An 18,286-nucleotide genomic window follows, 5' to 3' on the forward strand; every position below is an offset into this window, starting at 1 on the left:
GCAAGCGGAGTCACTGGCCGTCCTGCCGGTAGACCAGCACCGAGTGCCCGATCCGGATCACATCGCCGTCGACCAGGGGCTGCCGGCTGACCCGGCGCCCGTTGACGAGCGTGCCGTTCGTGGAGCCGAGGTCCTCGACCGTGGCCGTTCCCCCGTCGAGGACGACGTCGACGTGCTTGCGGCTGACGCCGGTGTCGGGCAGCCGGATGTCGGCCTCGGTGCCGCGGCCGATGACGTTGCGGCCGGTGGTGAGTTCGTGCCGGGTGCCGGGACCGTCGACGACCAGGACGTGCGAGACGCCCGGGCGCGAGCCCGCGCGACCGGTGAAGGAGGGCCCCTGCTTGCCGGTGTCGGTGGCGATCCGGCCGCGCAGCGGAGGGAGCGGAGGGAGGGGCGGCAGCGGCGGGTGACCGTTGACCGGCGGAGCGGCGACGGCGAGGTCGTCGCGCGAGGTCGGCCGGGCCGGGTCGGCCACCTGGGAGCTCACCTCGAACACGCCGGTCGGCAGGTCCGGGTCCCGCTCGAGGTGGACGACGACCTTGTCGAAGACCTGGTAGCCCTCGTCGTCGATGTGCTCCGCGACCATGTCCGCGAGCTCGTCGGCCAACTGGTCCGACCACTGGCCCAGGTGCTCGAAGTCGGTGCGGCCGAGGCTCACGATGTAGACGTTGGGCGCCAGGACCCGGCCCTCGCCGAGCACCGACCGCTGCTCGTCGGCCTCGCGCTGGAGCGCCTTCGCGATCTCGGCCGGGTGGACCTTGCCCTTGAAGATCCGGGCGAACGCCAGACCGACCATGCCCTCGAGGCGTCGCTCGAAGCGCTGCAGCACACCCACAGTCGCTCCTCTTCATTCGGCTGACGTCCCGCTGTGCCAACCGTGATCGTAGCCGGGCCGAACGCCTGCTACCGGCCAGGAACCCGCGACGCCCCGTAGGGACGGCCGATCAGGCCCGTGGCGGGTCACCCCCCCGGCCGGGTGGGCGCCCCGCGGCTGCTAATGTCGTCGCTCGCCAGGGCAAGTGGCGGAATGGCAGACGCGCACGGTTCAGGTCCGTGTGTCCGAAAGGACGTGGGGGTTCAACTCCCCCCTTGCCCACTCCGGACTGGGGAATCCCCCAGTCCCTCCAGAAGGCCGGGACCCAGTCCCGCGCCGCGGACGGCAGGCCACACCGGCCACCGTCCGCAGCCGGCGGAGACCGGCCAGCATCCACAGGCGGAGATCCGGTCCCCGGATCGACTGACACCGCCGGATCTCCCGGCACCAGTGCGTCCATGCCTGCCGGACTGGACACCGCCCACCGCGTCGCCGCCATCCGCGCGCCGTACCCGGGCACCGACGCGCTCCGCCCGAAGGCTGGGCCGCACGGTGCCGACGAGGGTGCCGCCGCCGAGGTCCTGGCCCCGGTCGTGCACATCTCCGACCGCACCCCACGGCCGCCACGCGACGGCGCCGTCCGGCACGCGCACGCGCCGCGCATCGACGCGCAGAACCGGGTCAACCTCGGCAAGGCGCTGGGAGCACTGGGCTGGACCCCGCAGACCCTGCTCGTCGCCGCCCGGGAGAACGGGCACGTCGTCGTCCGCGCCGCCGCCGACAGCCCGCTGCTGACCCGGGTGCCGGTCGACGCCGATCGCCGGCTGACCCTGCCGCCGGCCGTGCTCGTCGCGCTCGACGTCCGCTCCGGCGACCAGGTGCTGGCGAGCGTCGTCGTCGACACCGCCGAGCTGCACCTGTTCGCGGTCGCCGACGCACTGCAGCTGCTCACCGGTCGCCTGTGCTCAGAGGTCGAGGCGGAAGGCGTGCCGGAGTCCGCGCCGCCGCCGCGCGCCTCGGGCGGCAGCCGCGTCAGAGGACGGTGGCAGGCCGCAGACGGCCGCGGTCGCGTTCACCCCCCGAACGAGGACCGAGTCGGCGGCTGAGGGCCGCATCGGAGCAGCAGCCGGCACGCGGGGTGCGGCTCCTGCCGTCGGACCTCGGCTCCGCTGCGGGTGGCATCGCGGTGTCGCCGGCCGGCGGGCTACCCGAGGAGGCCGGCGCCGATCTCGACGACGATGAACGCCGCGACGGCGAACACCAGGTAGGCGAACCACCGGCGCAGCCGCGCTGTGTCGACCCGGGTGGCGACCCGGCCAGCGGCCAGCCCGGCGAGCACCGCAGCTGCGGTGAATGCGACGGTGACCGGCACGTCCAGGGGTGCCTCACCAGCGTGCGCGGCGAAGCCGGCGGCGGAGTTCACCGCGACGATCAGCAGCGAGGTGCCGATCGCGGTGGTCATGGGCAGCCCCAGCGCGATGACCAGCACCGGGATGATGAGGAAGCCGCCGCCGACGCCGAGCAGGCCGGTGAGGAACCCGACGACCAGCCCGCCGCCCAGCGTGCGGGGCAGGCAGCGGCGCCAGTTGACGCGGCCGCCGTCGGTGGCGCAGGCGGCGCCGTTGGCGGGCTTCTCCGACAGCATCCGCAGCCCGGCGGCGATCATCAGGGCGGCGAACAGGCCGAGGACGACGTCGTCGGGCAGCAGCCGGTTGACCGCGGCACCGGCGAAGGCGCTGACGGCCCCGGCGGCCCCGAACAGCACCCCGATGCGCCAGCCGATCTGCCCGGCGCGGAGCCGGGGCAGCAGCGCCACCAGGGAGGTGATGCCGACCACCAGCAGCGAGGTGGCGACCGCCTGCGGCAGGTCCTGCCCGGCGGCGAAGACCAGCGCCGGCACGGCCAGGATCGACCCGCCGCCGCCCAGCAGGCCTATGAGGGCGCCGATGACGAGGCCGAGGACCGCCGCGACGATCATCGGGTCGCGGCCGGCCCGTCCACCGGAGGCCGCAGCTGCACGGCGGCGTTGGTCGGCCGGACGGGGGTCACCGGCGGGAGAACAGCCGCGCCAGCAGTCCGGGGCCGGCCGTGGGGGTGTCGGTGTCGTGCCCGGGGCACCGCTGGGCGGCGGGCACCCCGCGCATCACTTGGTCCACATGCTGGCCGCAGCCAGCCCAGGTGGTCTTGCCGCAGGTCCGGCAGGTCGTCGCTCGGCACATCGGATGGTCCTCTCCTCGTGTGGCTGGAAAACGTGCAGTTCGTCAGACGGTGGCGGGCTGGGCGTGCAGGCCGGCCGCGGCCGCACCGCTGTCGGAGTCGCCGTAGCCGCCGTTGACCAGCACCGGCCGGCGGCCGGCGCGGGCGAGCAGCGAGGCGGCGATGGCGGCGCGGTAGCCGGAACCGCAGTACACCCACACGTCGCCGGACGGGACCTCGTCGAGGCGGTCGGCGATCTGGTGGATGGGGATGTGCAGGGAGCCGCGCACTCCGCCGCCGGCGCGCTCGTCGTCGCGGCGGGCGTCGAGGACCACCAGGTCGGGGTCGGCGGCCAGCGCCGCGGCCAGGCCGGCGAAGTCGCTGACCGCGTAGGAGGTCAGCTCGCGGCCGGCGGCCAGGGCCTCGGGGCTGCCGATCGCGGCACCGGCGAGCCGGTCGATGCCGATGCGGACCAGTTCGCGGCGGCCGTCGGCGACCTGCTCCTCGGTCTCCCCGATCAGGGTCAGCGGCGCACCCCACGGGATGAGCCAGCCGACGTAGGTGACGAAGTTGGCGATCGCCAGCTCGAAGTTCAGCGCACCGGGCAGGTGGCCCGCGGCGAACGCAGTGCGGCTCCGCAGGTCGATCACCCACTCACCGGCGGCCAGTCGGTCGGCGAGCTCGGCGGGGTCGACCAGCCGGGGCATGGACAGGTCCACCGGGGCCGGGCCGGCGGCGTTGACCGGACCCATGTGGCTGTACCAGGCCGGGATCGCGGTCAGGCCGGCGATCAGCTGGTCGACGAAGGTCTGCTCGTCCTGGGTCAGCGCCGGGTTCACCCGCGCCTGCTCACCGACGGTGGAGGACTCGCCGCTGGTCGGGGTGGCCGCACAGAACGAGCCGAAGCCGTGGCTGGGGAACACCGGGGTGCCGGCGGGCAGCTCGTCGACCAGCCGCCGCACCGAGTGGTACTGGGCGTGGGTGAGGTCGTGAGTGTGCTCGGGGCCGACCAGGTCGGTACGGCCGGTGGCGCCGTAGAGCATCGAGCCGCCGGTGAACACCGCCTGCACCGCGCCGTCGGCGCCGGCGAGGACGTAGCTGACGTGGTGGTGGGTGTGCCCGGGGGTGTGCATCACCCGCAGCCGCATCGGGCCGGCGGCAAGCACGTCGCCATCGGCGGCCGGGGTCCGCTCGAAGGCGACCGTGTCCCCGGCGGGGACCGCGTAGTCCGCGCCTACGGTGCGGGCCAGCTCCAGCCCGCCCGTCAGGTAGTCGTTGTGGAGATGGCTCTCAGCCACGAGTGCAATGCGGACGTTCCGCTTCTGCGCCAGCGCGAGCACCCGGTCGATGTCGCGCTGCGGGTCGATGACCACGCCGACACCGCCGTCGCTGACCAGGTAGCTGCGGTCGCCGAGGCCGGTGGTCTCGATGACGTCGATCTGCACGTGAAGGCTCCTCCGTACGGTACGGAGTAGGGGTATCTGTCGCCGAAATGAGAGCCGGGTCAGCGGGTTGCGACCGGTCGGCCGTCGGCGGTCCAGGCGGTCATGCCGCCGGCGAGGTTGGCGGCGTCGTAGCCCTGGGCGGCGAGGAACTGCGCGGCCTGCGAGCTGCGACCACCGCTGCGGCAGACGGTGATGATCGGTCGGTTGCGGTCGAGCTCCAAGGCGCGAGCGGCCAGCTGGCCCAGCGGGATGTGGGTGCTGCCCGCGATGCGGGCCTCGGCGACCTCGTCGGCCTCGCGGACGTCGAGCACGACGGCGTCGGTGCGGTCGGCGGCCTGAGCGGGGGTCAGCTGGGGGATCTGGGGGTTCAGGGCGTACTCCAAGTGTCAGTGGGGTCAGGCCAGGGAGAGGAAGAGGCGCTCGAGCTCGCGCAGGTCGACCTCGCGGGTCTCGCCGTACTCGTTGGTCGAGCAGTAGCGCATCCCGGTGGAGACCACGGCGAACCCGGCCTTGCTCAGCGCCTTCGACGCCGCGGCCAGCTGGGTGACGACGGCCGAGCAGTCCCGGCCGTCCTCGATCATGCGGACGATGCCGCCGATCTGGCCCTCGATGCGCTTGAGGCGCTTGACGACGTCGGCGAGCTCGCCCTGGGGGATGTTCACGCACTCCATAGTGGAGTACCCCCGGGGGTATCCGCAACCGTTGGGTCAGTGATGGTTCCCACGCTCGGGTCGCCCCGCAGCCGTCCCTCTCGCCCTCGGTCCGCGACGGTTGACGCCGGCCGGGGTTGCGGTCCCCTTCGCGGTACGGCCACGGTGATCGGGTGAGCAGTCGGACGCCGACCGGTCTCGCGGCCGGGCCACCGGTGGACCGGACCGCGATCGCCGGCGAGATGGCCGCCGCCCGGCAGCGGCTGCACGCCCTGCTCACCACCGCCGACCCCGCCGAGCTGCGCCGGCGCAGCGACGGCATACGGTGGACCAACCACCAGCTGCTGTTCCACATGGTGCTCGGCTACGCGGTGGTGCGGGTGCTGCTGCCGCTGGTGCGCGGCATGGGCCGGCTGCCGGTGCCGGCCGGACGCGGGTGGGCGGCGCTGCTCAACGCCGCCGCACGGCCCTTCCACGTGATCAACTACGCCGGGCCGGTGCTCGCCGCCTGGCTGCTGCCCCCGGCCCGGATCGACGCGCTCGGCGGGCGCGTCATCGCTAGGCTGCAGCGCCGGCTGGCGCGCGAGACCGAGGCGGCGCTGCACCGCGGCATGTCGATGCCGACCGGGTGGGATCCGTACTTCACCGGGTGGATGTCGCTGGCAGAGGTGTACCGGTACGGCACCCGGCATTTCGAGCACTATCGCCGCCAGCTCACCCTCACCGGCGCAGCCTGCGGGACGCCGTGGGCGCGACCGCCGGTCGACCTGAGCGGGGCGATCGGTGAGCACGTCGGTCGCCGCCCGCGCCCTCGAGCTCCCGCCGCGGGTAGCCCGGGCCGCAGCGGGCACGACATCGGTGTCACCGACTCGGCGTTCGGCTGTCGCTTCACCAACTCGGAACGCGAGGCAGAGCCACAACCGACCTGTCGGCGGCGAGGAGGAGGCGCGGGCATGGCCGTCCTCACCACTCGTGCCGCGGTGCCCACCGGCACCCCGGAGCGGTACGCGAAGCAGCCGCCGTCCCACTTGGGCCACCGCACCTCCTGTTCCACCGATGGGGACACCTCGACGGCCGAGATCGCCGGCGGCACCGGCCGGGTGGTGGTCGGCGACGGCGCGCTCACCCTGATCGCCGAGGCGCCCGACCCTGCGCCGGGTGCAGCACGTGCTCGGCGGCCACCTGGAGCGCTTCGGCCAGCGCAACGAGCCCACCGTCACGTGGGTCAGCGACACCCAGCCTGGCGGTGTGCCGACTCCGCCGGCACCGGCAGGCCTCCAGCGGCCCGGCTACCACTGAGCCCATCCGCGCGTGCGCTGCCGTGATCGGGCCGAGGTCCGGCGCGACGGGAGCCGGAGGGCCCTGGCGTCGGTGACCTTCGCTCGGTGCCGGGCGAGGCGGGTGCGCGCAGGCTGGGGACCTGGCGGTGACCCGGCAGCGGCCGGAGCTGCCCGCGTGAAGGAGTGGGGACGGCGATGATGGGCTGGTACGTCGGTGACCACATGACCGGTTGGGGCTGGTTCGGCATGACGCTGAGCAGCCTGCTGTTCATCGCCCTGCTGGTGCTCGGCGGCATGCTGCTGGTCCGCTACACCCGGCAGTCCGACGGCTCGGCCGCGCCGTCGCGGTCGGCCGAGCAGATCCTCGCCGAGCGCTTCGCGCGCGGGGAGCTCACGGACGAGCAGTACCGCCAGCAGCTGGCCACGCTTCGCGACACCGGTGCGCTGACCCGCTGACGCTGCTCCGCGCCGGGGGTAGAGAGACCGGCGTGGAGATCCTGCGCGCCCTCGGCCACGCCCTGCAGCTGGCCGCGTCGATGACCTGGGAGATCACCTGGGCGCTGATCCTCGGCTTCGCACTCTCGGCGATCGTGCAGGCCGTCGTGCGCCGGGAGTCGGTCATCGGGCTGCTCGGGAACGACCGACCCAAGACCCTGCTGACCGCCGCCGGGCTGGGTGCGGCGTCCTCCTCCTGCTCCTATGCGGCGGTGGCGCTGGCCCGCTCGCTGTTCCGCAAGGGCGCGAACTTCACCGCGGCGATGGCGTTCGAGGTCGCCTCCACCAACCTCGTCATCGAGCTCGGCATCATCCTGATCCTGCTGATGGGCTGGCAGTTCGCCGTCGCCGAGTACGCCGGCGGCGTGATCATGATCGGCGTCCTCGCGCTGCTGTTCCGGCTGCTGCTGCGCCCGGGGATGCTGCGCGCCGCCCGCACCCAGGCCGACAAGGGCCTGGCTGGGTCGATGGAGGGCCACGCCGCGATGGACATGTCAGAACCGAGGGCGGGTCGCTGCGGCGGCGGCTGCTCTCGCCGCGCGGGTTCACCGCGGTCAGTCACATCTTCGTAATGGAGTGGGCCGCAGTGCTGCGGGACATCGTCGCCGGGCTGCTCATCGCCGGCGCCATCGCCGCTTGGGTGCCCGAGTCGTTCTGGCAGGCGTTCTTCCTCGTCGATCATCCGGTGTGGGCCCAGATCTGGGGCCCGCTGGTCGGCCCGGTCGTCGCGGTGCTGTCCTTCGTGTGCTCGATCGGGAACGTGCCGCTGGCGGCGGTGTTGTGGAACGGCGGGATCAGCTTCGGCGGCGTGGTCAGCTTCATCTTCGCCGACCTGCTGATCATCCCGATCCTGAACATCAAGCGGCGCTACTACGGCGCGAAGGCGGCCGCCTTCCTCGCCGGCACCTTCTACGCCGCGTCCGTTGTCGCCGGCTACCTCGTCGAGCTCGTCTTCGGCGTGCTCGGGCTTGTACCCACCACGCGCAACGCCCAGGTGGAGGAGGCGTCGTTCTCCTGGAACTACACGACGTTCCTCAACTTCGCATTCCTCGTCCTCGCCGCCGTCCTCGTCGTCCGGTTCCTGCGCAGCGGCGGCGGGGAGATGCTGGCGATCATGGGTGGCGGTCCCGACGACATGGCCACCCCAGCGCTGAGGAGCGTGATCAGCCTCGGCCGTCGAGCTGCACGCCGCCGACCGCCCACCGGCGGACCTTGCCGCGATGGTCGGCGACGAGCGGATGGGGGTAGTCGGACCGCGGGACCACACCGACGTCCGGGACGTTCTCGAGAGTGGGCTCGACGTCACCACGGTGCTCACCGGGGACGTGCTCTCGTTCATCGTCGTCGACGGGACCGCGGTCTAGCCCGCGCACGAGCCGCAGCCTTTCTGACCCGGCCACGGGATGACGGTCCCGCTGCGGGTCCAGTCCAAACCCGAGCGCCGTGAGCACGCCCACGCACCATCCGAGGAGCGGCGTAGCGTCGCGACCATGATCATGAGGGCTCCGGGAGACGTCCGAAGAGGCGACCGAAAACCCGACCCAGGACTACGAGAGACGCTTGGCACCGGCTCCGCTGGGGAATCGCCCAGTGACGCACCGTCAACTCCCCCCTTGCCCACCCAGTTCGAACGGCACCCGCAGTCGGCGGGTGTCGCCCGGTCCGGCCCGGATCGCCGACGCGATCGCCGCCGTCACGCGGGCGGGTGCGAGTCCCGAGCGGGACGCGTGCGCCGGTCGCCGGTCGCGGTCTGCGCCAGGAGCACCGCGCCCCAGGGGCCGATCACCCAGATCGGCCAGAAGTAGATGAACTGGGCCGAGGCGATCGACGTGATCGCCCAGATGCAGAGGACGATGATCGCGGTCCGCCGCCAGGAGGCCCACGCGCCGGCGGAACCCGGATGCGGGACCGCCACGGGGCGGCGCCGCGGGTGGACGGGTGCCGGCTGCCCACCGACGACGGCCGGGGCCGCCCGGAGGCCGTCGGCCGACGGCAGGTCCGACGTCAGCACGGCGAGGTCGCCATAGGTCAGGGCCGCGTAGGCGCGGGCCACCCGCTCGTCGTACTCGGACACGGTGAGGCGGCCTTCAGCCATGTGCCGCCCGAGGGCGGTGGCGACGGCGGCGCGGTCGGCGTCACCGGCGCGCAGATGGGGCTCGGGCATCGTGGTCTCCTGGGGCGGAGCTCCCAGTCTCGTCCCCGTCGGCCGCCGGGTCCACCGTGGGGGTCACGGGTTCCACGTGGAACTCGTCGGTGTCCACGGGCTCCAAGGGCTCGTCGAGGTCGGAGGCATGCCAGAGGAAGTCGACCTGCTGCTGCTTGCGCATGATCAGGTGCTCGAGCAGATGTTCCAGCGCCTCGCTGCGAGCCTCCTGCCCGGTCGACGGGATCACCGCGTGCAGGGCCGCGATGGCCTCCTGCTCGTGCTGCAGCAGCGCAGGCAGCGCCTTGCCCGGGTCGGTCTCGACCTCGATGCGGCCGATCTCTGCGACCGGGTTGCCGCCGAGGGCGGAGGCCTTCTCGGTGAGCCGCACCATGTCCTCGGTCTCGGCGAGCACGAAGGCGCGCAGCCGTTCCTTGGTGCCCAGCGCTCCGATGCCGCGCAGCGAGCCGGCGAGCAGGCTCATGTGCACCATCGACTGCGCCTGCAGGCAGATGGCCTTGTTCAGCCCGTCGAGCACCTTCTCGACGTCCATGGGTTCGGGCACGCGGCTTCCTCCAGCGTCACGGGGCGGTCGGAAGCTGTCTGCCCGATGGGAGCGTTCGGGAACCGCTCAGCGGACGGTCGCCCGCCTGGCCAGGTCCTTGCCGATGACCATGCGCTGGATCTGGTTGGTCCCCTCGAAGATCTGCATGACCTTGGCCTCGCGCATGTAGCGCTCGACGGGGAACTCGCGCGTGTACCCGGCTCCGCCGAGCACCTGGACCGCGTCGGTGGTCACCTTCATGGCGGCATCGGTGGCCACCAGCTTGGCGATGCTGGCCTGCCGGGAGAAGGGTTTGCCGGCGTCCTTGCGCCGGGCGGCGACCAGGTACATGGCGCGGGCGGACTCCACGGCCGCGGCCATGTCGGCCAGCAGGAAGGCGACGCCCTGGTGCTCGACGATCGGCCGGCCGAACGCCTCGCGCTCGGCGGCGTACCGGACAGCGACGTCGAGCGCGGACTGGGCGAGACCGACGGCGACCGCGCTGACGCCCAACCGCCCCGAGTCCAGCGCTGCCAGGGCTATCGACAGGCCACGGCCGCGCTCACCGACGAGCCGGCCGGCGGGGATCGGGACGTCGTCCAGGCGCACCGCCGCGGTCGTGGAGCCGGTGAGACCCATCTTCTCCTCGGGACGGGCGGCGCCGAACCCGGGCAGGTCGGGGGTGAGGTGGAAGCAGGAGATGGCGCGGTCGCCGTCGTCCGGGGTGCGCAGGAACGTCGAGTAGAAGTCCGCCTGGCCGCCGTGCGTGACCCACGCCTTCTCGCCGATGGCGAGCCATCCGTCGTCGCTGGCCCGGGCCGCGGCACGCATCGCGGCCGGGTCGGAGCCGGCGTGCGCCTCGGAGAGGCAGTAGGCCCCGAGCAGCTCGCCGCCGACCATGGCGGGCAGGAGGTCGCGCCGCTGCTGCTCGGTGCCGAAGCGGTCGATCGGGAAGCAGGACAGCGTGTGCACGCTGATGCCGAGGGCGACGCTGGCCCAGCGAGCGGCGAGCTCCTCCACCACCTGGAGGTAGACCTCGTACGGCTGACCGCCGCCCCCGACGTCCTCGCCGAACGGGAGGCCGAGCAGCCCGGCCTCGCCGAGCGTGCGGAAGACCGCCCGCGGGAAGCGCTCCTCGCGCTCGAACTGCGCGGCGTGGGGCGCCAGCTCGGCGTCGGCCAGCTCGCGCGTGAGCGCCAGGAGGTCGTGGGCCTCACGGGTGGGCAGTTCGCGGTCGACCGGCACGGCTCTCCTTCGTCGTCAACTGTACTGACGACGGTACCTCAGTACAGTGGACGGTCCAGGGGCCATGCTGACCCGCCGGGAGGAGGAGGCCATGACGACCGCCGCGCCGTCCACCGGCAGCGGGCTGACCCGCCGCCAGGCGGAGCTGCTCGATCAGTTGGAGTCGCTCTTCCTTGCCGAGGGGTTCGCCCGGTTCACCCTCGATGACCTGGCGCTCCGGCTGCACTGCTCCAAGAGCACGCTGTACACATTGGCGAGCAGCAAGGAGCAGCTGGCCCAGCGGGTCATCAAGCACTTCTTCCGCAAGGCGACGGACGCCGTCGAGGCCCGGACGGTCACGGTGCAGGACCCGGCGCTCAAGGTCACCGCCTACCTGACCGCGGTCGCCGTCGCCCTGGCTCCCGCCGGGGAGGCGTTCCATCGCGACCTCGATTCCTTCGGACCTGGCCGGGAGATCTACGAACGCAACACGGAGCTGGCGGCCGGGCGCGTGCGGGAGTTGATCGCCGACGGCGTGACGCGGGGGCGCTTCCGCGAGGTCCATCCCCCGCTCGTCGCCGACACGGTCACGACGCTGATGTTCCGCATCGGCCGGGGGGACACCGCCCGGGCCACCGGCCTGGACGACGCCGCTGCCTACCGCGAGCTGGCCGCGCTGCTGTTGCACGGCATCACCCTGTGACGGTCGAACCGGTGCGCTGGAAGGGTCTCTGCCTCTCCTCCGGCTACCGTCCGATCGCGGCTTTCGGTGGCTACGTGGGGCTTCCCGACGCCGAGAACTCCCTGTTCTTCGAACACGTCCTCGCTCCTCGCTGACCTCGGGCTCGGCAGCCGTAAGCCGCCGGTGGCTAGGGACCCAGGCCTCGAATGTGGATCTCGCTGCCGTCGGGCCGGTAGGTGTGCCAGACCGAGGTGCCAGGGTCGCGGGCGATGGTGAAGCCACCCTCGTGCACGGCTGTGTGGTGGCGTTCGCAGACCAGGGCGCCGTTCTCGCAGGAGGTCTCTCCGCCCCACGCCCAGTGATCGACATGGTGGAAGTCGCACCAGGCCGGTGGGGCGGTGCACGCCGCGAACACGCAGTGCAGGTCGCGCTCCTCGGTGGCGCGACGGATCCCGGCCGGGGCCGAGCGCGTCTCCTGGCCGACGTCCATGGGCAGGCTGTTGGGGCCGGTGAGGATCCGGGACACCCCGGCGTCGCACGCGAGGCGGCGGGCGGTCTCGGCGGAGACCGGCCCGGCGAACGGCAGGTGCCCGAACCCGGGAACCCCACGCGCCGCGCAGAGCGCCATCCAGTCGACGGTCACGCGCACGTGAGGGCGCTGGCCGCGCACATCAGGCAGGCGGTCGCCGTGCAGCGCCTGGCGGCACAGCTCGACCAGGGCGTCACCCTGTCGTTCGGGGTGGCCGCGTCGGTCACCGGCGGGCCGGTGACCGTTCATCACCGCCTCTAGGGCGGTGTGCACCGTCTCGGCCCCGACCGGATCCAGGTGTCCCGAGACGTACACCCGGCCCCCGGAGCTGACGGCCATCCGGAACAACCGGGGCAGGCCAACGGCGTCGTCGAGCGTGCCGTCGGGGTCGATGCCCAGCACCCACCGACGGACCGCCTGGGCGGTGTCCTCGGGGCCCAGCGTCAGCGCCGCCGCGGTGAGGATCTGATCGGTGTGATCCAGGTCGATGCCGAGCTCGGCGGCCTTCGCGACGCGGGCCGACGTCAGTGCAGTCGTGACGGCAGCCACGTGCGCGGGTGTGACCGACCCGGCGGCGTAGGCCGCGGCGAGCGCCGGGAGGAACCTCAGGCGCCGGCCGGCGCGGACCCGCCCGGCCGCCTCGCGGCCCGAGACGCGGCAGTGCCCGGTCAACCACGACTTCATGGAGCCCATGCCGTCACCGGAGTGCACCTGCCGCGCCTCGCCGGCCCCGACGGCACGGGTCTGCAGCGCGGAGATGCGGTTGATGCCGAGCTGGGCCAGGGACACGACCTGTCGAAGCTGCTCGTCGGAGAGGTCGGCCGGATCGAATTCAGTGGGGTCGAGCTGGGCGAGCTGCTCGAGCACCGACACCCATGACGACACCGCCGATCACCTCCCGCAGTCTCCGTCGGATCGAACGTATGGACGAAGATTAGTCGGGAGATGTGACAGAAACCGCTGGTCAGAAGGGCTGTGGAAAAGGAGCTTCGTCCACAGGCGAGGTGCGCACCCGGGGTCGGTCTCCGGTAGGCAGTCGGACATGGATCGCTCAGCCGGGGACCTCGTCCGCCGCGTCCTCGACCGCCACGGGCGGACCTTCGCCGAGGACGCGGGCATCGCTCTCGCCGACGAGCCGACTCCGCTGTTCCAGCTGCTGGTCCTCGCGCAGTTGCTCTCTGCTCGGATCGCGGCCGGCATCTCCATCGCGGCCGCGCGGGAGGTGACTGCAGCAGGCTGGACGACACCCCAGCGGCTGCGTGATGCCCCCAGGCCACGGCTGGTCGCGGCGCTCGGCCGGGCGGGCTACCGCCGGTACGACGAGCGGACGGCGACCCAGCTGCGGGACATGGGTGCCCTCGTCCTCGACCGGTACGGGGGTGACCTGCGGCGGCTCGGCGAGGCGGCCGGTGGCGACGTCGACGTCGCGGCCCGCCTGGTCCAGGAGGTCAAGGGCATCGGCCCCACCGGCGCCGCCGTGTTCCTCCGCGAGGTCCAGGCCGTCTGGCCGTGGGTGCGGCCCTACCTCGACGACCGCGCGCGGTCCGGAGCGAGCCGGATCGGCCTTCAGCCCGACGGGCTGGCCGAGCTGGTCGAACCCGACGACCTGGCCCGGTTCGCGGCAGCACTCGTGCGGATCTCCCGGCTGCGTGCCGATGAGGACGCCGTCGGTGACTGAGGGCCCCTGTGGTGAGCTGACGGTCCACCCGACCTCTGGAGGGCCGAATGTCCGAACACTCCTGGCCGTCCGATGAACCGCGCGAGGTCGTGCTGGCCGCAGCCGGCACCCAGCTGGCCGTGGACCTCCGCGGTGGAGGGATCCGGCGGCTGGTCGTCGACGACTGGGACGTGGTCGACGGTTATCCCGCCGGTACCGTGCCCGCCGGCTGGCCGGGCGCAGTCCTCGTACCGTGGCCCAACCGGGTGCGCGGCGGACGCTGGACCTGGCGTGGCCGCGATCTGCAGCTCGACGTGCACGCGCCCGACCAGCCGAACGCGATGCACGGTCTGGTCGCCTGGCAGCCGTGGACCGTCGTCGAGCGGACGGCGACGGCCACGACGGTCGGCACCGTGCTGGAGCCGCATCCGGGCTATCCCTTCCGGCTGGCCGCGGCCGTCGACTACGCCCTCTCCGGGGGTCGCCTGGCGGTGACCGTGCGAGTGCGCAACCTCGCCGCGGAGCCGGCGCCGTTCGGCGTCGGGATGCACCCCTATCTCCACGTCGGGGCGAACGAGGACGGCGGAATCGGCGGCGCCGACCTCACGGTGCCGGCCCGGACGGCCCTGGAGACCGACGGCGGGCTGCCCACCGGCGTCTCGCACCGGTTCCACGGCGACGTCGGCCGCATCGGGCACCGCGCGTTCGACACGCCGCTCACCGGTCTGGAGCGGGACGACGACGGCTGGGCCCGGCTGCACCTGAGGGGTCCGCTCGGGACGATCGAGCTCGCTGTCGACGGGGCGTGGCCGTGGCTGCAGATCTACACCGGGGACGGGCTGCCGGAGGGGCGGCGCCGGCGCAGCCTCGCCGTCGAGCCGATGACCTGCCCGCCCAACGCGCTGGCCGATGAGCAGGACCTGCTGGTCCTCGAACCGGGGGCCGCCTGGTCGGGCGCCTGGACGCTCGGCTGGAGAGCCGCCTGATGCGGGTGCTCGAGCTGTGGCGGTACCCCGTGAAGTCGCTCCAGGGCGAGCGGCTCACCGAGGCCCACGTCGATGCGCTCGGCATCGCCGGTGACCGGCGGTGGGCGCTGTTCGACCGGGACACCGGGCTCGGGCTCACCGCGCGCCGCGTGCCGGAGCTGCTGTTCGGATCGGCACGGCTGCGTTGCGACGGTGGCGTCGAGGTGGTGCTGCCCGACGGCACCGTGACCACCGACGAGGCCGTCCTCTCCGACTGGCTCGGTCGCCGGGTGGAGCTGCGGGCAGCTGACGAGAAGGGCGAGGCCGCCCCGACGTACGAGGCGCCGGCGGACGAGGACGTGCCGGACCCGACCGAATGGCTGCAATGGGAAGGCGCACCGGGGCCGTTCCACGACAGCCCGCGCATCCGGCTCTCTCTCGTCTCGACCGGCACCCTCGGCACGTGGGACCGTCGCCGGTTCCGGGCGAACGTGCTGCTGGACGGGGAGGGAGAGGACGGACTCCGAGGGCAGGAGGCGGAACTCGGGTCGGTGCGGCTGAGGTTCGGACTGCCGATCGCACGGTGCGTGATGACCACCCGTCCGCAGCCAGGCGGGATCGCCCGCGACACGTCCGTCCTCAAGACCATCCACCGGGAGCGCGACGGGCTGCTGGCGGTGCGCGCCGCCGTGCTCGCGGCGGGCGTCGTGCGCACCGGCGACCCGCTCGAACCGACGTGACGGGAGACTGTCGTCGTGCGCACCGTCCGGATCCGCCCCGGCGAGGAGACCATCCGCCTCGGGCAGCTGCTGAAACTCGTCGACGCCGTCCCGACCGGCGCGCAGGTGAAGGACGTGCTGTTCTCGGGAGTCGTCACCGTCAACGGTGAGCCCGAGGAGCGTCGCGGGCGGCAGCTGCACCGTGGCGACGTCGTGGCCGTGGAGGGCATGGAAGAGGTGCGGATCGGCTGAGCAGCTCGCGGGAGTTCCACGTGGAACCGCGGCCGTCGGTCCCGTCTGCGAGGCTGACGGGCGTGTCAGGTCGGCCGCACGCCCCGATCCGGGTCCCTCGCTGGCCCGACGCCGCTCCGGACGGGCCGGACTTCGCGGCGATCCGCGCGGAGTTCGAGGTTCCCGAGGAGTTCCCGGCGGCGGTGCTGGCCGAGGCCGAGCGGCTGGCCGGTGAACCCAGGCTCCCCGAGCTCGACGCCACCGATGTCCCGCTGGTGACGTTGGACCCGCCGGGCAGCCGGGATCTCGATCAGGCCGTGTACCTGGCCTCCCGTGCCGATGGCTACCGGGTCAGCTATGCGATCGCCGACGTGGGCTCGTTCGTCGCACCGGAGGGCAAGGTCGACGCCGAGGCCCGCCGCCGCGGCCAGACCCTGTACAGCCCGGACCGGCGGACGCCGCTGCACCCGCCCGTGCTCAGCGAGGGCGCGGCCAGCCTGCTGCCCGGACAACTGCGACCCGCCGTGCTCTGGACGATCGACGTCGACGCCGACGGCGAGCCGACGAGGGTGGACGTGCGCCGCGCCCGCGTCCGCAGCCGCGCCCAGCTCGACTACCCCACCGTCCAGGCGCAGGCCGATGCGGGCGCGCTCCCCGAGGCGCTCGCCCTGCTGCCGGCCATCGGCGCCCTGCTGCAGCGAGGGGCGGCCGAGCGGGGAGCGATCGAGCTCGGCACACCCGATCAGGAAGTCGTCCCGGGTCCGGGCGGCGGCTGGACGCTGACCATGCGTGGCGACCTGCCCGTCGAGGCCTGGAACGCCCAGATCTCGCTGCTCACGGGGCGGTGCGCGGCCGGGCTGATGCTCGGCGGCGGCGTCGGCATCCTCCGGACGCTCCCTCCGGCCCGCCCGGAGGACGTCGCCCGCCTTCGACTCCTGGCGCCTGCCCTCGGTGTCGAGTGGCCGGCGGACGCGAGCCCGGGAGCCGTCATCGCGACTCTGGATCCGCGCCGTCCCGGGCACGCGGCCTTCCTGGAGGAGGCCGTGGCACTGCTGCGCGGCGCCGCCTACACCCCGTTCGACGGCGCACCGCCCGCTCAGCCGGGTCACGCCGGAGTGGGCAGCACGTACGCGCACGTGACCGCTCCGCTCCGGCGGCTGGTCGACCGCTTCGGCACGGAGGTCTGCCTCGCGCTCGCGGCCGGCGCCGAACCGCCTCCCGAGATCCGCGCTGCTCTCCCCGAGCTGCCCGGGCTCATGGCCGCCTCCGACAAGCGCACCCGCGAGGTGGAGCGTGCGGTCGTCGACGCGACCGAGGCGTGGCTGCTGCGGTCCCGCGTCGGTCAGGTCTTCTCCGCCGTGGTGGTGGACGCGGAGGACGGAAGGGGCACGGTCGTGCTCGATGACCTCGCCGTCCGCGGTCGCTGCACCGGCGGGGGGCTGCGGCCCGGCACCCGGGTCGACGTCCGCCTGGAGGAGGCCGACGTCGCCGCGCGCAGGATCGGCTTCGTCACGGCATGACGCGGGCGCCGCACCTCACCTCCCGGCTCCAGGGGTTCGGGACGACGGTCTTCGCCGAGATGAGCGCCCTGGCCGTCGCCACCGGTTCGGTCAACCTCGGCCAGGGGTTTCCCGACTATCCCGGCCCGCCCGAGGTGCTCGACGTCGCCCGGGCGGCCATCGGCACCGCCGCCGATCAGTACCCGCCCGGTCCCGGCCGCCCCGAGCTCCGCGCGGCGATCGCCGCACACATCAAGCGGTTCCGCGGTCGTGCCTACGACCCGGCCGACGAGATCCTGGTGACGGCGGGCGCCACCGAGGCGCTCAGCGGCGCCTTGCTCGCCCTGCTGGACACCGGCGACGAGGTCGTGCTCTTCGAGCCGATGTACGACTGCTACGCGGCGGGCATCGCGATGGCCGGCGGAACCGCCCGACCGGTGCCGCTGCGGCCCCCGGCCGACGGGGCGGGGCCGTGGACGTTCGCCGAGGAGGACGTCCGGGCGGCGATCACCCCGCGGGCGAAGATCCTGCTGCTGAACACGCCGCACAACCCCACCGGCAAGGTGTTCACGGCCGAGGAGCTCAGCTTCCTCGCGGACCTGGCCGCCGCTCACGATCTGATCGTCGTCACCGACGAGGTGTACGAGCACCTCGTCTTCAGCGGCGCCGCGCACCGCTCGATCGCCGCCCTGCCCGGCATGCGGGAGCGCACCCTCGTGGTCAGCAGTGCGGGCAAGACCTTCAACGTCACCGGCTGGAAGATCGGCTGGATCTACGGCCCGGCGCCGCTGGTGGCCGCCGTCCGCACCGCCAAGCAGTTCCTGACCTACGTCAGCGGTGGGCCGTTCCAGCCCGCCGTCGCCGTCGGCCTCGCCCTGCCGGACGAGTACTTCGCGCAGGCCGCGCGGGACCTCGAGTACCGGCGCGACGTACTCGTGCAGGGGCTGACCGACGCCGGCCTGCCGGTCATCAGCCCCGAGGCCAACTACTTCGCGACGGTCGACGTCCGGCCGGTGCAGCCCGACGGCGACGGGCTGGCGTTCTGCCGCTCGCTGCCCGAGCGGGCCGGAGTGGTCGCCGTCCCGACCGTGGTGTTCTACGACCCGGCGCACGCGCACCTCGGCCGGCACCTGGTGCGGTTCGCCTTCTGCAAGCAGGACGCGGTCCTGGCCGACGCCGTCGAGCGGTTGCGAGGGATGACGTGAGGATCGCA

At 73.2% G+C, this 18,286-nt stretch carries 23 protein-coding genes and 1 tRNA gene; 14 read left to right on the forward strand and 10 right to left on the reverse strand.

Annotated features, from left to right (window positions below; all coding sequences use genetic code 11):
• Nucleotides 1-10: 10 nt before the first annotated feature.
• On the reverse strand, nucleotides 11-835 hold the full coding sequence (locus tag AC2H4J_RS21475) for an FHA domain-containing protein (RefSeq protein ID WP_487466948.1): 825 nt from the start codon (nucleotides 833-835) through the stop codon (nucleotides 11-13).
• A 178-nt stretch (nucleotides 836-1,013) separates the two neighbouring features.
• On the opposite strand from AC2H4J_RS21475, the gene AC2H4J_RS21480 reads away from it, so the two are divergent.
• Both AC2H4J_RS21480 and AC2H4J_RS21485 read left to right on the forward strand, forming a co-directional pair.
• Nucleotides 1,014-1,096, forward strand: a tRNA-Leu gene (locus AC2H4J_RS21480).
• Between the two features lie 176 nt (nucleotides 1,097-1,272).
• Nucleotides 1,273-1,920, forward strand: a complete 648-nt coding sequence (locus tag AC2H4J_RS21485) for a hypothetical protein (protein WP_487466949.1) — start codon at nucleotides 1,273-1,275, stop codon at nucleotides 1,918-1,920.
• 98 nt (nucleotides 1,921-2,018) lie between these two features.
• On the opposite strand, the gene AC2H4J_RS21490 is transcribed toward AC2H4J_RS21485, so the two are convergent.
• The 5 genes from AC2H4J_RS21490 to AC2H4J_RS21510 all read right to left on the reverse strand — a co-directional run bounded on the left by AC2H4J_RS21490 (nucleotide 2,019) and on the right by AC2H4J_RS21510 (nucleotide 5,117).
• Entirely contained in the window at nucleotides 2,019-2,792 is a 774-nt protein-coding gene (locus tag AC2H4J_RS21490) for a sulfite exporter TauE/SafE family protein (RefSeq protein WP_487466950.1), read from the reverse strand.
• Nucleotides 2,793-2,859: 67 nt separating this feature from the next.
• A complete protein-coding gene (locus AC2H4J_RS21495; RefSeq protein ID WP_487466951.1) occupies nucleotides 2,860-3,033 on the reverse strand; it encodes a hypothetical protein in 174 nt (57 codons plus the stop codon).
• Nucleotides 3,034-3,075: 42 nt separating this feature from the next.
• Nucleotides 3,076-4,455, reverse strand: coding sequence for a rhodanese-like domain-containing protein (locus AC2H4J_RS21500; RefSeq protein WP_487466952.1), 1,380 nt, complete (start codon nucleotides 4,453-4,455; stop codon nucleotides 3,076-3,078).
• Between the two features lie 59 nt (nucleotides 4,456-4,514).
• Complete coding sequence (locus tag AC2H4J_RS21505) at nucleotides 4,515-4,838, reverse strand: rhodanese-like domain-containing protein (protein WP_487466953.1); 324 nt, start codon at nucleotides 4,836-4,838, stop codon at nucleotides 4,515-4,517.
• Nucleotides 4,839-4,850: 12 nt separating this feature from the next.
• Entirely contained in the window at nucleotides 4,851-5,117 is a 267-nt protein-coding gene (locus AC2H4J_RS21510; RefSeq protein WP_487466954.1) for a metal-sensitive transcriptional regulator, read from the reverse strand.
• A gap of 161 nt (nucleotides 5,118-5,278) precedes the next feature.
• On the opposite strand from AC2H4J_RS21510, the gene AC2H4J_RS21515 reads away from it, so the two are divergent.
• The 4 genes from AC2H4J_RS21515 to AC2H4J_RS21530 all read left to right on the forward strand — a co-directional run bounded on the left by AC2H4J_RS21515 (nucleotide 5,279) and on the right by AC2H4J_RS21530 (nucleotide 8,327).
• Complete coding sequence (locus tag AC2H4J_RS21515) at nucleotides 5,279-6,430, forward strand: DUF2218 domain-containing protein (protein WP_487466955.1); 1,152 nt, start codon at nucleotides 5,279-5,281, stop codon at nucleotides 6,428-6,430.
• A gap of 138 nt (nucleotides 6,431-6,568) precedes the next feature.
• On the forward strand, nucleotides 6,569-6,841 hold the full coding sequence (locus AC2H4J_RS21520) for an SHOCT domain-containing protein (protein ID WP_487466956.1): 273 nt from the start codon (nucleotides 6,569-6,571) through the stop codon (nucleotides 6,839-6,841).
• A 32-nt stretch (nucleotides 6,842-6,873) separates the two neighbouring features.
• Nucleotides 6,874-7,452: a permease gene (locus AC2H4J_RS21525; RefSeq protein ID WP_487466957.1), complete on the forward strand. Its 579-nt coding sequence runs from the start codon at nucleotides 6,874-6,876 to the stop codon at nucleotides 7,450-7,452.
• Complete coding sequence (locus AC2H4J_RS21530; RefSeq protein ID WP_487466958.1) at nucleotides 7,452-8,327, forward strand: permease; 876 nt, start codon at nucleotides 7,452-7,454, stop codon at nucleotides 8,325-8,327. The genes AC2H4J_RS21525 and AC2H4J_RS21530 overlap by 1 nt, the downstream gene beginning before the upstream one ends.
• Before the next feature lie 246 nt (nucleotides 8,328-8,573).
• On the opposite strand, the gene AC2H4J_RS21535 is transcribed toward AC2H4J_RS21530, so the two are convergent.
• The 3 genes from AC2H4J_RS21535 to AC2H4J_RS21545 form a co-directional block, all read right to left on the reverse strand.
• Nucleotides 8,574-9,044 (reverse strand): DUF1707 SHOCT-like domain-containing protein, encoded by a 471-nt coding sequence (locus AC2H4J_RS21535; protein ID WP_487466959.1) that lies wholly within the window; start codon nucleotides 9,042-9,044, stop codon nucleotides 8,574-8,576.
• A complete protein-coding gene (locus tag AC2H4J_RS21540; RefSeq protein ID WP_487466960.1) occupies nucleotides 9,016-9,588 on the reverse strand; it encodes a ferritin-like domain-containing protein in 573 nt (190 codons plus the stop codon). The genes AC2H4J_RS21535 and AC2H4J_RS21540 overlap by 29 nt, the downstream gene beginning before the upstream one ends.
• Nucleotides 9,589-9,654: 66 nt before the next feature.
• Entirely contained in the window at nucleotides 9,655-10,812 is a 1,158-nt protein-coding gene (locus AC2H4J_RS21545) for an acyl-CoA dehydrogenase family protein (RefSeq protein WP_487466961.1), read from the reverse strand.
• A 91-nt stretch (nucleotides 10,813-10,903) separates the two neighbouring features.
• Here AC2H4J_RS21545 and AC2H4J_RS21550 point away from each other — a divergent pair, with 91 nt between their 5' ends.
• Together AC2H4J_RS21550 and AC2H4J_RS21555 are read left to right on the forward strand one after the other, a co-directional pair.
• Nucleotides 10,904-11,494: a TetR/AcrR family transcriptional regulator gene (locus AC2H4J_RS21550; RefSeq protein WP_487466962.1), complete on the forward strand. Its 591-nt coding sequence runs from the start codon at nucleotides 10,904-10,906 to the stop codon at nucleotides 11,492-11,494.
• Nucleotides 11,491-11,628: a hypothetical protein gene (locus AC2H4J_RS21555; protein ID WP_487466963.1), complete on the forward strand. Its 138-nt coding sequence runs from the start codon at nucleotides 11,491-11,493 to the stop codon at nucleotides 11,626-11,628. The genes AC2H4J_RS21550 and AC2H4J_RS21555 overlap by 4 nt, the downstream gene beginning before the upstream one ends.
• A 32-nt stretch (nucleotides 11,629-11,660) precedes the next feature.
• On the opposite strand, the gene AC2H4J_RS21560 is transcribed toward AC2H4J_RS21555, so the two are convergent.
• The gene (locus AC2H4J_RS21560) at nucleotides 11,661-12,887 is read right to left on the reverse strand and encodes an HNH endonuclease signature motif containing protein (protein ID WP_487466964.1); all 1,227 of its coding nucleotides are present in this window, start codon (nucleotides 12,885-12,887) and stop codon (nucleotides 11,661-11,663) included.
• Between the two features lie 157 nt (nucleotides 12,888-13,044).
• Between AC2H4J_RS21560 and AC2H4J_RS21565 the strand changes: the two genes are divergently transcribed.
• The 6 genes from AC2H4J_RS21565 to AC2H4J_RS21590 all read left to right on the forward strand — a co-directional run bounded on the left by AC2H4J_RS21565 (nucleotide 13,045) and on the right by AC2H4J_RS21590 (nucleotide 18,278).
• Complete coding sequence (locus AC2H4J_RS21565) at nucleotides 13,045-13,680, forward strand: HhH-GDP family DNA glycosylase (protein ID WP_487466965.1); 636 nt, start codon at nucleotides 13,045-13,047, stop codon at nucleotides 13,678-13,680.
• A 47-nt stretch (nucleotides 13,681-13,727) separates the two neighbouring features.
• On the forward strand, nucleotides 13,728-14,645 hold the full coding sequence (locus AC2H4J_RS21570) for an aldose epimerase family protein (RefSeq protein ID WP_487466966.1): 918 nt from the start codon (nucleotides 13,728-13,730) through the stop codon (nucleotides 14,643-14,645).
• Nucleotides 14,645-15,364 (forward strand): MOSC domain-containing protein, encoded by a 720-nt coding sequence (locus AC2H4J_RS21575; RefSeq protein WP_487466967.1) that lies wholly within the window; start codon nucleotides 14,645-14,647, stop codon nucleotides 15,362-15,364. The genes AC2H4J_RS21570 and AC2H4J_RS21575 overlap by 1 nt, the downstream gene beginning before the upstream one ends.
• Nucleotides 15,365-15,379: 15 nt before the next feature.
• Nucleotides 15,380-15,595 (forward strand): RNA-binding S4 domain-containing protein, encoded by a 216-nt coding sequence (locus tag AC2H4J_RS21580; RefSeq protein WP_487466968.1) that lies wholly within the window; start codon nucleotides 15,380-15,382, stop codon nucleotides 15,593-15,595.
• Between the two features lie 62 nt (nucleotides 15,596-15,657).
• Nucleotides 15,658-17,094 (forward strand): RNB domain-containing ribonuclease, encoded by a 1,437-nt coding sequence (locus AC2H4J_RS21585; protein ID WP_487466969.1) that lies wholly within the window; start codon nucleotides 15,658-15,660, stop codon nucleotides 17,092-17,094.
• Nucleotides 17,091-18,278 (forward strand): pyridoxal phosphate-dependent aminotransferase, encoded by a 1,188-nt coding sequence (locus AC2H4J_RS21590; RefSeq protein ID WP_487466970.1) that lies wholly within the window; start codon nucleotides 17,091-17,093, stop codon nucleotides 18,276-18,278. Before AC2H4J_RS21585 ends, AC2H4J_RS21590 begins: the two co-directional genes overlap by 4 nt.
• Nucleotides 18,279-18,286 lie beyond the last annotated feature (8 nt).

Source organism: Blastococcus sp. OS1-29 (genome assembly GCF_057628075.1).